General features: G+C 61.5%; 13 protein-coding genes and 1 pseudogene. 8 read left to right on the top strand and 6 right to left on the bottom strand.

Features of this window, described 5'->3' with window-relative positions; all coding sequences use genetic code 11:
• A pseudogene (locus EN993_RS37915) lies at window positions 1-96 on the top strand (GntR family transcriptional regulator); the annotation flags it as partial.
• A 236-nt stretch (window positions 97-332) separates the two neighbouring features.
• The gene (locus EN993_RS22865; RefSeq protein WP_245462826.1) at window positions 333-566 is read left to right on the top strand and encodes a DUF982 domain-containing protein; all 234 of its coding nucleotides are present in this window, start codon (window positions 333-335) and stop codon (window positions 564-566) included.
• Window positions 567-620: 54 nt separating this feature from the next.
• Here EN993_RS22865 and EN993_RS22860 read toward each other — a convergent pair whose 3' ends face one another.
• Window positions 621-773, bottom strand: coding sequence for a hypothetical protein (locus EN993_RS22860; protein ID WP_081738829.1), 153 nt, complete (start codon window positions 771-773; stop codon window positions 621-623).
• A 202-nt stretch (window positions 774-975) separates the two neighbouring features.
• On the opposite strand from EN993_RS22860, the gene EN993_RS22855 reads away from it, so the two are divergent.
• The gene (locus EN993_RS22855) at window positions 976-1,947 is read left to right on the top strand and encodes a glycosyl transferase family 90 (RefSeq protein WP_127264888.1); all 972 of its coding nucleotides are present in this window, start codon (window positions 976-978) and stop codon (window positions 1,945-1,947) included.
• Window positions 1,948-1,982: 35 nt separating this feature from the next.
• On the opposite strand, the gene EN993_RS22850 is transcribed toward EN993_RS22855, so the two are convergent.
• A complete protein-coding gene (locus EN993_RS22850) occupies window positions 1,983-3,026 on the bottom strand; it encodes an aldo/keto reductase (protein ID WP_127264887.1) in 1,044 nt (347 codons plus the stop codon).
• Between the two features lie 278 nt (window positions 3,027-3,304).
• Between EN993_RS22850 and ppk2 the strand changes: the two genes are divergently transcribed.
• The gene (gene ppk2, locus EN993_RS22845; RefSeq protein WP_127264886.1) at window positions 3,305-4,225 is read left to right on the top strand and encodes a polyphosphate kinase 2; all 921 of its coding nucleotides are present in this window, start codon (window positions 3,305-3,307) and stop codon (window positions 4,223-4,225) included.
• Between the two features lie 205 nt (window positions 4,226-4,430).
• On the opposite strand, the gene EN993_RS22840 is transcribed toward ppk2, so the two are convergent.
• The 3 genes from EN993_RS22840 to EN993_RS22830 all read right to left on the bottom strand — a co-directional run bounded on the left by EN993_RS22840 (window position 4,431) and on the right by EN993_RS22830 (window position 7,245).
• The gene (locus EN993_RS22840) at window positions 4,431-5,078 is read right to left on the bottom strand and encodes a dihydrofolate reductase family protein (RefSeq protein WP_127264885.1); all 648 of its coding nucleotides are present in this window, start codon (window positions 5,076-5,078) and stop codon (window positions 4,431-4,433) included.
• 218 nt (window positions 5,079-5,296) lie between these two features.
• Window positions 5,297-6,328, bottom strand: a complete 1,032-nt coding sequence (gene hemB / locus EN993_RS22835; protein ID WP_109668591.1) for a porphobilinogen synthase — start codon at window positions 6,326-6,328, stop codon at window positions 5,297-5,299.
• 86 nt (window positions 6,329-6,414) lie between these two features.
• Complete coding sequence (locus tag EN993_RS22830; protein ID WP_127264884.1) at window positions 6,415-7,245, bottom strand: DUF2066 domain-containing protein; 831 nt, start codon at window positions 7,243-7,245, stop codon at window positions 6,415-6,417.
• A gap of 402 nt (window positions 7,246-7,647) precedes the next feature.
• Between EN993_RS22830 and EN993_RS22825 the strand changes: the two genes are divergently transcribed.
• The 3 genes from EN993_RS22825 to EN993_RS22815 all read left to right on the top strand — a co-directional run bounded on the left by EN993_RS22825 (window position 7,648) and on the right by EN993_RS22815 (window position 9,864).
• Window positions 7,648-8,691, top strand: a complete 1,044-nt coding sequence (locus EN993_RS22825) for an enoyl-CoA hydratase/isomerase family protein (protein ID WP_127264883.1) — start codon at window positions 7,648-7,650, stop codon at window positions 8,689-8,691.
• On the top strand, window positions 8,688-9,110 hold the full coding sequence (locus EN993_RS22820; protein ID WP_109668597.1) for a DUF6163 family protein: 423 nt from the start codon (window positions 8,688-8,690) through the stop codon (window positions 9,108-9,110). The genes EN993_RS22825 and EN993_RS22820 overlap by 4 nt, the downstream gene beginning before the upstream one ends.
• 238 nt (window positions 9,111-9,348) lie before the next feature.
• The gene (locus EN993_RS22815) at window positions 9,349-9,864 is read left to right on the top strand and encodes a winged helix DNA-binding protein (RefSeq protein WP_008875359.1); all 516 of its coding nucleotides are present in this window, start codon (window positions 9,349-9,351) and stop codon (window positions 9,862-9,864) included.
• 112 nt (window positions 9,865-9,976) lie between these two features.
• Here EN993_RS22815 and EN993_RS22810 read toward each other — a convergent pair whose 3' ends face one another.
• Complete coding sequence (locus tag EN993_RS22810; protein WP_127264882.1) at window positions 9,977-10,510, bottom strand: hypothetical protein; 534 nt, start codon at window positions 10,508-10,510, stop codon at window positions 9,977-9,979.
• A 372-nt stretch (window positions 10,511-10,882) separates the two neighbouring features.
• Here EN993_RS22810 and EN993_RS22805 point away from each other — a divergent pair.
• On the top strand, window positions 10,883-11,830 hold a 948-nt coding region (locus EN993_RS22805), incomplete at its 3' end, for a L,D-transpeptidase family protein (protein WP_127264881.1).

Genomic DNA, 11,830 nt, shown 5'->3' with positions numbered 1-11,830 from the left:
GTCCACATCGTCGGCAGCCGCGACCGGTTGGTGACGTCGCTCGCCAACGATCGGCGCGGTCTTCGCGCCAGAGGCTTTGCCGTCGTCGCCGCCTAGAGAGCAATTCCAGGAAAAGTGTGAAACGGTTTTCCGTCCGGAATTGCGTCAAGACAAAGAGATGGAGCAATTCCAGGAAAAGTGTTTGCGTCCGGAATTGCTCCAAACGATCTGTGCAGGGCAGGGTATACGCCATGCAAAAGGCGTCGTCTGGACGTATGCGCACTTTCGGCCTCGCTTCGCAGACGCCGATGGCGTAAGGAGCGGCGATGGAAAACAACCGATTTGAAACACCTGTGACTGTGAAGTCAGTCGCGGCGGGAAGCACTCAGCTCTTGCGTACGGCGCGTGAGGCTTCCGACTACCTCCTCAACAACTGGCCCGGCAAGCGCAGCCCCAAGCATCGCGCGGCGCTGCAGGCCTGCCATGACGCACTCGCCGGCGACAAGCCGGCGATGAACGCTAGGCGCGCCTTCATTGCGGCAGCGCGCGAAGTGGACGTCTTTGTCAGCGACAAGGCGCCCGCCTGATACAAGGCGGCCATCTGGGTTGAGGCATGGCCCGCATCTGCGGGCCTTTTGCCGTCACTTTGCCGTTTCGGTTTCGCCTTCGGTCTCGTCCTCGGGCTTCGAACGTTCCCGCGCCGCAACCTTGGCTGCCAGCTTCTCGGCCTTCTTGGCTGCTTTCTGGCGGTCGCGTTCCTTGCGTTCCTGATCGTAATTTGGTGGTCGCGCCATATCGGCTCCTTTTCACTGCCTCGCGGCTCTGGTCCTGCCTAGGAGCATTAGCCGTCAAACACAACAGCTGAAGCGATAGTGCCCGGCGGTTCGTGGGGACGACGGTCCGGGACTTGCAAGATGCGCGGCACAATGGTGTAGGAGAACCGGGGCGCCAACAAACTGCGCAGCGATCCGCCCGTTTGTTTTGATCAAGTGAACTATGGCCACCATCCAACGAACGACGGCAAGGGTTTTCTACTATGCGCGCAACGTCTTGCGCGATATCGCACCGCAGGCACTCTTCCGTCGGCGGTTGGCGGGCCGTCTCGAACAGGCCAGGCTCTCGGATCAGGCAGTGCGGCGGCGGCTGAATTACTACAACAAGCTGCAGGATGCGTTTTCGCCCAGCCCAGCTGCGGTGCGTCTCGACAAGCTGCCCTCTACGCCGACTATGTACCACTACGACCTCAAGGAGTTTGCCCGTTATTTCGATCCGGCATTGCTCGTCGACGTCGAATTCGGCGACGTCATTGACGTGCCGAAGGTGCCGACGCTGGTCAAGGATCGGCCGATCCATGCCGACGACGAAAATGCGGTCATCATGAAATTCAACAAGTTTAGGCACTTCTACATGCCGGCCGACGCAACTGCATTCGCCGACAAGCGCCCGGCCGTGGTCTGGCGCGGTGATCTCAACAACCCGAAACGGACAAGATTTCTCGACGCCGTGCGTGACTTGCCGTTTTGCGACGCCGGCTCGCACAAGCCGAACGCGCCGGCCGAGTACAGCAAGCCTTTTCTCAGCATCAGCCAACAGCAGCATTATCGCTACATCGTCTCACTCGAAGGCAACGACGTGGCGACCAACCTCAAATGGATCCTGAATTCGAATTCGCTCTGCCTGATGCCGTTGCCGACATACGAGACATGGTTTGCGGAAAAGCAACTCGAGGCCGGTGTCCACTATGTGCCGCTCGACCCGGATTTCGCCGATGTCACGGAGAAGGTGCGCTATTTCGAACACCACCCGGCCGAGGCGCAACGCATCATCGCCGCGGCCAATGCCTATTGCCGCCAATTCTCCAACGAGCAGGAGGAGCAGGCTATCTCCCTGCTCGTCCTCTATAAGTATTTTGTCCTCAGCGGTCAGATCAAGCCTGATCCTGAGGTCTGGCGTTTTATCCAGGGTTAGGACGTAGCGTGCCTCGGCGCGCCAAACCTGGCTCGTCAGATGCCGCTGCGGTCAAGAACCAGGTCGGCGGGGCCGAAGCGGTCCTTTGCCGTCAATTGCTGGTGCCAGTAGGGATAGAGCAGCGGTGGCCGGCTGACCGCGTCGAGGCGGCTGCGTTCGTCGTCGGTGAGCACCAGGCTCGCAGCCGCAAGGTTGTCCTTCAACTGGGCTTCGTTGCGGGCGCCGATCACCAGCGAACTGACGGCCGGCCGGCCAAGCAGCCAGGCCAGTGCCACCTGCGCTGCTGACACGCCGCGCTGGGTGCCGATCTCGACCAGAACATCGACGATCCGCCACAGCCGGTCCTCGTCTCGGATCGGCGGTTCCGACCAGCCGGCGAGCTGGCGGGCGGTGGGGCTGTCGCGGCGGTATTTGCCTGACAGCAATCCGCCGGCAAGCGGGCTCCAGACCAGAACGCCCAGCCCCTGGTCAACGGAAATCGGCAGCAATTCATACTCCGCCTCGCGTGCTTCCAGCGTGTAGTGGATCTGCTGGGTGACGAAACGAGGCTGGTGATGACTGTCGCTGATGCCGAGCGCCTTCATCACCTGCCAGCCGGAATAGTTCGAGCAGCCGACATAGCGGATCTTGCCCTGGGCGACCAGCGTGTCGAGCGCGGCGATGGTTTCCTCCAGCGGCGTTACGCCATCCCATTCGTGCAGGAAGTAGATGTCGATGACGTCGGTCTTGAGCCGCTTCAGGCTCTTCTCGCATTCGCGGATCAGGTGATGGCGCGACAGGCCTTCATCGTTTGGACCTTTGCCGATCCGCATCCGCGCCTTGGAGGCGATCAGCACGTCGCCCTTGCGCTTGCCGCCGAGCGCTTCGCCGATGATCTCTTCCGAAATGCCGTTCGAATAGACATTGGCGGTGTCGATGACGTTGATGCCGGCATCGATGCAGAGATCGATCATCCGGCGCGCCTCGTCGAGGTCGGTCTTGCCGACCGCCGAAAACGCGCCGGCGCCGCCGAAAGTCATGGTGCCCATGGTCAGTGTCGAAACTTTCAGGCCGGAACGGCCGAGGGTGCGGTATTCCATGTCAGTCCTCGCGATTGCGTTGGGAAGGGGGCTGGGGAGGGGCCCCGAATGTGGCTGCTATTTGTAGGACAATTTGGGCGACTTGTCTCCATGCCACGACGACGGATCGATCATGCCTCGCTGGATTGACAGCGGCGGTGATCACGCTCGGGCTGCAATAAAACCGTCATTGCCGGCCTATATTGAAGTCGGCTCAGGGTGTTGCCGTTCCGGGCCATAAGCCGGGAGTTTGCGACGCCGGACATGGATCGACAGAGCTTGCAAGCGGAGCAGCTGAGATGACCGAGCTAAAACAGAATTCTCCTGCCAAGGACTGGCTTGAAGCCGAGCTCGCCGACACGCTCGACGAGGACTATGAGCTCGAAATGTCGGAGCCGGCGCTGTCGATGGAGATCGCAAAGATCTACAAGAACGCGCATCCGCCTTCGATCGATCGCATGCAGTATTTTCGCGAGCTGATCACCCTACAGTCCGAATTGATCAAGCTGCAGTCCTGGGTCGCCTACCACAAGAAGAAGCTGGTGGTGATCTTCGAGGGGCGCGACTCGGCCGGCAAGGGTGGCGTCATCAAGCGCATCACCCAGCGGCTCAATCCACGCATCTGCCGTGTCGTCGCACTGCCGGCGCCGACCGAACGCGAGAAGTCGCAATGGTATTTCCAGCGCTATGTGCCGCATCTGCCGGCCGGCGGCGAGATCGTGCTGTTCGACCGCTCCTGGTACAACCGCTCGGGCGTCGAACGGGTGATGGGCTTTGCCCAGCCCGATCAGGTGGAAGAGTTCTTCCACGACGTGCCGGAATTCGAGCGCATGCTGGTCCGCTCGGGCATCACCGTGGTCAAATACTGGTTCTCGATCACCGACGAAGAACAGCAGATGCGCTTCCTGATGCGCATCCACGATCCGATGAAGCAGTGGAAACTGTCGCCGATGGACCTGCAGTCGCGCGTGCGCTGGGAGCAGTACACCAAGGCCAAGGAAGAGACCTTCGTGCGCACCAACATCCCGGAGGCCCCCTGGTTCATCGTCGAAGGCAACGACAAGAAGCGGGCGCGGCTGAACTGCATCGACCACCTGCTCCAGCAGATGCCCTATGAAGAGGTCCCACACGAAGAGATCACGCTGCCGGAGCGCGTCTTCAATCCCGAATACGAGCGCCAGACGCTGCCGCGCGAACTCTACGTGCCGGAGAAGTACTGAGCACTTTTTTCTTCTCCCCGTTCCACGGAGAGAAGGTGCCCGAAGGGCGGATGAGGGGCGGCGCCGGCGTTGGCGATTGAGCCCAATTTGCTGCCACTGGCGGCTTGCTGCTAGTCTCCAAAGGTAGCGTTGCCCCTCATTGCCCTGCCGGGCATTTCTCCCCGTAGAACGGGGAGAAAGAAGCTTGCGCCGAGGGCTTCGCCACCTACGCCCGCTTGATCACCACATGCGTGGCAAGCGCAGTCGCCACTTGCTCGCTGCACTGATAGCCCAGCTTCACCATATCGAGGCCGGCAAAAAGGTTCTCGCCCGCGCCGAGCAGCACCGGTGAAATCGCCAGGTGCATCTCGTCGATCAGCTTTTCCTGCAGGTACTGGCGGATGGTGTCGACACCGCCACCGACCCGTACATCCTTGCCCCCAGCCGCCGCCTTCGCCTGTTCAAGCGCCGAATGGATGCCGTCGGTGATGAAATAAAATGTCGTGCCGCCCTCCATGACGATCGGTTCGCGCTTGTGGTGGGTCAGCACGAAAACCGGCACGTGGTAGGGCGGGTTGTCGCCCCACCAGCCCTTCCAGCTGTCGTCAGGCCATTCGCTGCGGATCGGCCCGAACATGTTGCGGCCGAGGATCCAGGCGCCGACATTCTCGAAGCTGCGCGCCGCGAACGCCTCGTTGATATCGGTGGTGCCGCCATCTTGTCCGAGCACCATCTTACGGAAGGTGCGGGTGTCGACAAACCACTTGTGCAAGGATTCCCCGCCGACACCGAGCGGATTTTGTAGGTTCTGATCGGGACCGGCGCCGTAGCCGTCGAGCGACAGGCTGAAAGCGTTGACACGAAGTTTGGACATGAGAGCCTCCTCGATAGCCAGTTGTATTTTGCAATCGGTTATTTGTAGTAAGCTGCTTGCGAATTGCAAGCGGTATTTTTTAGGTACAAACGAGCCTCGAAGCGAATGGTCTAGCGACCCTCGCTCTGGTCTCCCGGCCGGACGTCGGAAATTGTCAGGGATGCCGAGGCGGATCGCCGGCATTTGCTCGCCGCGACCGATCATCGTCGGAAGAGAAGTTATCCCTTCAGCAGTTCCGCCACTTCGGGAGCGAAATAGGTCAAAATGCCGTCGCAGCCGGCGCGCTTGAAGGCGAGCAGCGATTCCAGCATCGCCTTCTCGCCATCGATCCAGCCATTGGCGGCGGCGGCCTTGATCATCGAATACTCGCCCGACACCTGGTAGGCGAAGGTCGGCATCTGGAATTCATCCTTCAGCCGCCGGATGATGTCGAGATAGGGCAGGCCGGGCTTGACCATCAGCATGTCGGCGCCTTCGGCGATGTCCTGTTCGGCCTCGCGCACCGCCTCGTCGGAATTGGCGTGGTCGATGTAGTAGGTCTTCTTGTCGCCCTTGAGCAGGCCGGCGGTGCCGACCGCCTCGCGATAGGGACCGTAGAAGGCCGAGGCGAACTTGGTCGCATAGGACATGATCGCCACATCCTGGAAACCATTGGCGTCGAGCGCGTCGCGGATGGCGCCTATGCGGCCATCCATCATGTCGGACGGCGCGATGATGTCAGCGCCGGCAGCCGCCTGGATGACGGCCGCGGCGGTCACCTGTTCCACCGTCTCGTCGTTGACGATGATGCCGTCGCGCAGGATGCCGTCATGGCCGTGGCTGGTGAACGGGTCGAGCGCGGCGTCGGTGATGATGCCGATCTCCGGCACCGCGTCCTTGATCGCGCGGGTGGCGCGGTTGATGACGTTGTTCGGGTTGAGGATGTGCGAACCGGTCTGGTCGCGCAGCGAGATGTCGACATTGGGGAAGGTGGCGAGCGCCGGAATGCCGAGCTTTGCCGCTCGCTCGGCCTCCTTGACGGCGAGATCGATGGACAGGCGGAAGACCCCCGGCATGGCGGCGATCGGCTCGCGGATATTCTTGCCGTCAACGACGAAGATCGGCCAGATCAGGTCGTCGACCGAGAGCCTGTTCTCTTGCACCAGACGGCGCGACCAGTCGGCCTTGCGCATGCGGCGCAAGCGGCGGCTGCCGGTGATGTCGTCGACGCTGCGCGCGCCGGCTGGCTTTGTCGGGGTGAATTTGTTCATCGCCAAAACTCCAGATCGGCGGCTTTTACCACGAGCCCTTGCCGCTGACCAATGCGACACGTTTGTGCCAGCGATCCGGTCGAGGCCTATTTTGGTTGCCCATTGCCCGACAGGATCTGCGCCGCGCCGCGCATGGCAACGCGGAAAGCCTCATCGAAGCTGACACCGCGCACGTGCCACATATAGGTCTTGCCCGCCATGGCCAGCCGCCAGTCGGCGATCCAGCCCAGCTCCTTGTCGCTCCAGACGAGGCTGCCGGAAAGCGCCTGGTCGGCGCCGGCCTTCTTCGCAATGGTATCGAGCTTTGTCATCTCGGTGTTACGAAGCGCCTGATCGGCCAATCCGGCCTGCGACAGCAGCGCTGCCGTGGGAAAAGCCACCTGCATGGCCAGCGGCGCGGCGGCATTGCCGAACGATTCGCGCATCAGCACGCCGCGCTCGTCATTGGCATCGAGCGCGAAATGCCTTGTACCGCGCTCGGTCGCCAAAAACACCGCCAGCCGTGGCCGCTCGGTCAGCCACGGCCTGCTGCCGAGCAAAGCCAGCACCGGGTCGATGGTGGCCGGCTTGTAGTGGCAGTAGAGATTGTGAGGCCGATCGTACGTGCCTTGATCGTCATGGTTGGGAATGCCTTCCATACGGTCGCGGTAACCGAAGCTGGCGACAAAGCTGCCGGCCTTGTCGCGCAGTGCCACCATCTCCGGTTTCGCCGGCAGGCGCTGATCGCCGGAAACCCGGACCAGAACCGCGTCGAGACAGCGTTTGAAGCCGGCCTGGCGGTTTTTCTCGTACTTGCCGTTGACGATGGTCTGAGAGCTGTAGAGGTCTTCGATATCAGCTGCCCTGGCCGGTCCATTGGCGACGCAGATGGCCAGCAGGCCACACAGAACAAGGGCAAGGCGCAAAAACTGCGGCATGGCTCACCGTCCGGTTCGAGGCTTGGCGGCCAATCTCTAACACCGAGTGCCGCCGGTGGCCAAGACCGCGACGCCGGCTCAGTTTCAGCTTCAGCCCGCGGAGCCGGCAGCGTCCTCAACCAATTTCCTGAAGTCCGTTGGAGGGTGCGCGGTCAAGTGCTCGTATGCATCCGTGGGTCGTTGGTAGCGGCCTTCCGCTATTGCCTGGCATAGCGTCGAAAAGGCATGCGGGCCACGGGTCCTCCATCTCTGCCAGGCGCTCACCCTTGAGCCATACAGACCGATAAGTTGCACCCATTTGGCCGGGACGCAAAGGATAGCAGCCGGGCTTGGCATTGACGCACCCATGCGCCACGCTTTAGCACTTCAGTCCCGCCGGCGCGGGGGAGGGATTCTTTCACGATGGATTTTGGCGGAGGCGACGAGATTCGCTTCGAACATCTGGGTCGGGCCGGCGTCGTCACCTTGACGCGGCCGCAGGCGCTCAATGCCTTGACGCACCGCATGATCAGGGCGCTCGACGCTGCTCTTTGCGCCTGGGAGACCGATCAAGGCATCGACGTCATCGTCGTCAAGGCCGAGGGCAGGGCCTTTTCGGCCGGCGGCGACATACTGCATGTCTACGAGACCGGCCGGGCTGGAAAACCGCCGGTCGAGTTCTTCGCCGACGAATACCGGCTCAACGCCCGCATCAACAGCTCTAGGAAACCCTACGTCGCCCTGATCGACGGCATCGTCATGGGCGGTGGCGTCGGCATTTCCTTCCACGGCTCGCATCGGGTGATGACCGAGAATGCCCAGTTCGCCATGCCGGAGGTCGGCATCGGCTTTTTCCCCGATGTCGGCGGCAGCCACCTGCTGCCTGATCTCGGCGGCTCTTTCGGCATGTATCTGGCGCTGACCGGCAATCGCATCCGCTATGGCGACGCCCTGTGGTCGGGCCTGGCCACCCACACCATCAAGGCCGAGGACCAGGGCGGCTTCCTCGACCGGCTGACGCTGACCGGCGACCCGGAATCGGTGCTGCGCGGTTTCTTCATCCAGGCAAGGCGAGAGACCGACAGGCCGACGCTGGAGGCGATATCGAGCCATTTTTCGCAACCGTCCCTGAAACGCGTCATCGACAGCCTGGAGCGGGCAGCAGGCGCCGACGAATTCGCGGCAAAGACGCTGGCGACAATCCTCACCCGCTCGCCCACCAGCCTGCGCGTCGCCTGGCGTCAGATCAGCGCCGGGCTGACCCTGTCCATGGAAGCATGCATGAAGATGGAGTTCCGCATCCTCAACCGGATGCTGGCCGGCCATGATTTCTACGAAGGCATTCGCGCCGCCATCATCGACAAGGGCTCGAAGCCGCAGTGGCGGCCGGCGAGCCTCGGTGCGGTCAGCGATGCCGATGTCGACGCCTATTTCGCTCCGCTGGGCGAAAGGGAGCTCGAGCTGTGAGCGAAGTGACCTCCCGACGTGTCGTGCTGCAGCCCTCCGGGGTGGAGGTGATCTTCGCCTGGTTCCAGCGCGTAATATCGGGCTACTGCCTGCTGTTCGGCATTCTCTACTGGATCAAGCTGATCGGCTTTTATCCGGGCTCGCTGTGGCGTTTCGACCTGATGCCCGTGCATTGGCAGGTGGCGGCCGTGGTGCTCGCCGTGTTCTTTCCCTTCGCCGCTGCCGGCCTGTGGATGCTGGCGTCCTGGGGGCCGGTGATCTGGTTCATTTGCGCGGTGACCGAGACCGTCATGTATGCCGGCTTTCCCGAGCTTTTCGGCCACCGTATGCTGATTGTCGTCTCGCATGCCGCGGTGGCGGTGCTCTACATTGTCTTCCGCGTCGTCATCTACCTGCAGAAGCGCCCTGTCCGCCACTAAGTCCTTGAGCACATTGGCGACCTGGCTTCTGCCTCGATTCGGCCCCTCAATTGTTGCCGAAATCTTTAGGTTAATTATCCTTGCTCGGGTGACCGTTCGTTAAGCCTCTTTCGAAACCTGTTACCGGTAAGCTCTTGTTAGCCCTAGCGTTTAAGTCGAATTTTATGAGTATTCGATAGTGTCGCGATCAAGGTGAAAAACAAAAAATCACCAGGGCGACAAACGAGAGGCAAAGACAATGATCAATTCGCGTCCGGCGGCGAAGACCGCCAACGTATCCGACGATCGCCGCGAGGCTATCCGTTCCCTGTACATGGAATCGCTGCAGCTTGTTGAGCGGCTGCACCGCCGCCTGCTTGATGTGATCAAGGACGAATTCGACCGCAACGGCCGTTCCGACATCAATGCCATCCAGGCGCTGCTGCTGTTCAACATCGGCAATTCCGAGCTGACCGCCGGCGAACTGCGCTCGCGTGGCTACTATCTCGGCTCGAACGTCTCCTACAATCTGAAGAAGCTGGTCGATCTCGGCTTCATCAACCACCAGCGCTCGCGCATCGACCGCCGTTCGGTCCGCGTCTCGCTGACGCCGAAGGGCAACGAGGTGGCCGAGGTCGTCGCCGGCCTTTACGAGCGTCATGTCGGCTCGATCGAACAGGTCGGCGGCATCAACACCGACGAGTTCAAGCAGATGAACCGCGCCCTGCAGCGGCTCGATCGCTTCTGGAACGATACCATCGCCTACCGGATGTAAGGCGCCGCATCAGATCCGGCCCGCGCCACAGAAGCGCGGCCGAAATGTCGACCTTCAGTCAGGGCCGGTGCCGAAAGGCATCGGCCTTTTCTTTTGGCAGCCGTCGTCTCGGTTACGGCTTCAGCGGGCAGAGTTTCTCGTGAAAAACCGCAAGCGCCTGTTCGGCCTGGCGCGGCTCGCCGAAGAACGGGCCGATTGCTTCTGGCTCCCTGGTCGGATCGCAACTGCCTTCGGTGTTGGTCGTGCAACTCTTGGTTAACCCCTTGAGCGAGATGGTGGCCGGCGGATTGTCGAAGCCAATGGCCGTAACGGCACTCAAGTCCAGCGTGTAGGCCAGGCGATAATAGGGTTCGCCGTCCTCCTCGAACTGCTGCTCGGCCTTGTAGGTGCAGTCGCTGAGCTTCGTCACCGTGAACCTTAGCGTTTCCATCTTGTCGCCGACCTCGTTGGGGCCGGTGCTGGTGAAGACCGCTGGCGATCGGGAAACCTGTTTGAAGGGTTGGTCGGTCTGCTGCCCGTATCTGGGGATCGCACCCTGTTCGAGGCCATGCACGAAATAGGCGACCATCTCCTCCGGCGTCGGTGGGCTGCCGTTCGGGCCTCCGGCCAAGGCTAATGTCGCGATGACTGCAATGGCACCAGGCATGGCCTCGTTCCTCGCGTTGGGCGAGCTGTCACTGTAGTATCAGGGGCTTGTGGCTCATCGGCAAAACTTGTGGTCGGCAATCGCCGATCGATACCAAAAAAGCACGGACCGTTCTTTTCGGAAAGCCAGCCGGGCGGATTTGGGCGCAAGGCCACGTTGCCGCCATATTCCAATGGAACCGAGGATGCCGGTGATGCTGTGGTGAAGGCCGTGCGTTCACCCGGAACCCGTATCGTGCCTCGAGCGTTTGTGGCCAAGCTGATACGGACAATGGTTGGCTAATTGTTAAGATTGCCAATTCTAGAGTGCGGGCAAGATCGCCCCATAACCGAATGCAGTAGATCGAACGCTACAAGAATGTCTGGAACGTCCATGAAAACCAGCCGCCGTTTTTTCCTTTCCGGAGCCTCCGCGCTCGCAGCCGCAGTGGTTGCCGGCGGCGCCAATGCGCAGGACGTGATCGGCGATATCCTGAAATCCTCGGCGCGCGGCAATTGGGACGACCAGTTCGACGCCCGCGCCAGCGAGGGCGGCAAGGTGGCCTCGACGCTGCCGATCTTCAGCCCACAGACCGTCGCTTTCACCGAACAGGCGGTCGCGCAATATCAGAACATTGCCGGGCAGGGCGGTTGGGTAGAGGTTCCCGCGACCAAGAAACTGCAGCTCGGCGTCGATGATCCTGATGTGGTGCCGTTGCGCAAGCGGCTGATGGTTTCTGGCGACCTCTCGCAGAGCGCCGGCATTTCGACAGCTTTCGACTCCTACGTCGACTCGGCGGTCAAGCGCTTCCAGTTGCGTCACGGCCTGCCTGCAGACGGCTCGATGGGCAAATACACCTACGCGGCGATGAATGTCTCGGCGCAAATCCGGCTTGGCCAGTTGCAGACCAATCTGCAGCGGCTGCGCGAGAAGGCCGGCACGCTGGGCAGTCGCTACGTGCTGGTCGACATTCCGGCGGCGCAGGTCGAAGCGGTCGAGAACGACCGCGTCGTGCTTCGCCATACTGCGATTGTCGGCAAGATCGATCGCCAGACGCCGATCGTCAATTCCAAGATCAACGAGATCATCGTCAATCCGTACTGGAATGCGCCGGTCTCGATCGTGCGCAAGGACATCATTCCGCTGATGCGGAAGAATCCCGATTATCTGAAGGACAGCCATATCCGCCTGTTCGCGCCGGACGGCAGCGAAGTCGATCCGCTCAATGTCGACTGGTCGACCGACGACGCCGCCAAGTATCGCTTCCGCCAGGATCCGGGCGCGGGCAATGCGATGGCGTCGGTTAAGATCAATTTCCCGAGCCCCGACGGCGTCTACATG

This window comes from Mesorhizobium sp. M7D.F.Ca.US.004.01.2.1, from assembly GCF_003997785.1.
Classification (GTDB): Bacteria; Pseudomonadota; Alphaproteobacteria; order Rhizobiales; family Rhizobiaceae; genus Mesorhizobium; species Mesorhizobium loti.
Note: the sequence above shows the minus strand (reverse complement) of the source record. Positions and strands in the feature narration are given on the sequence as shown.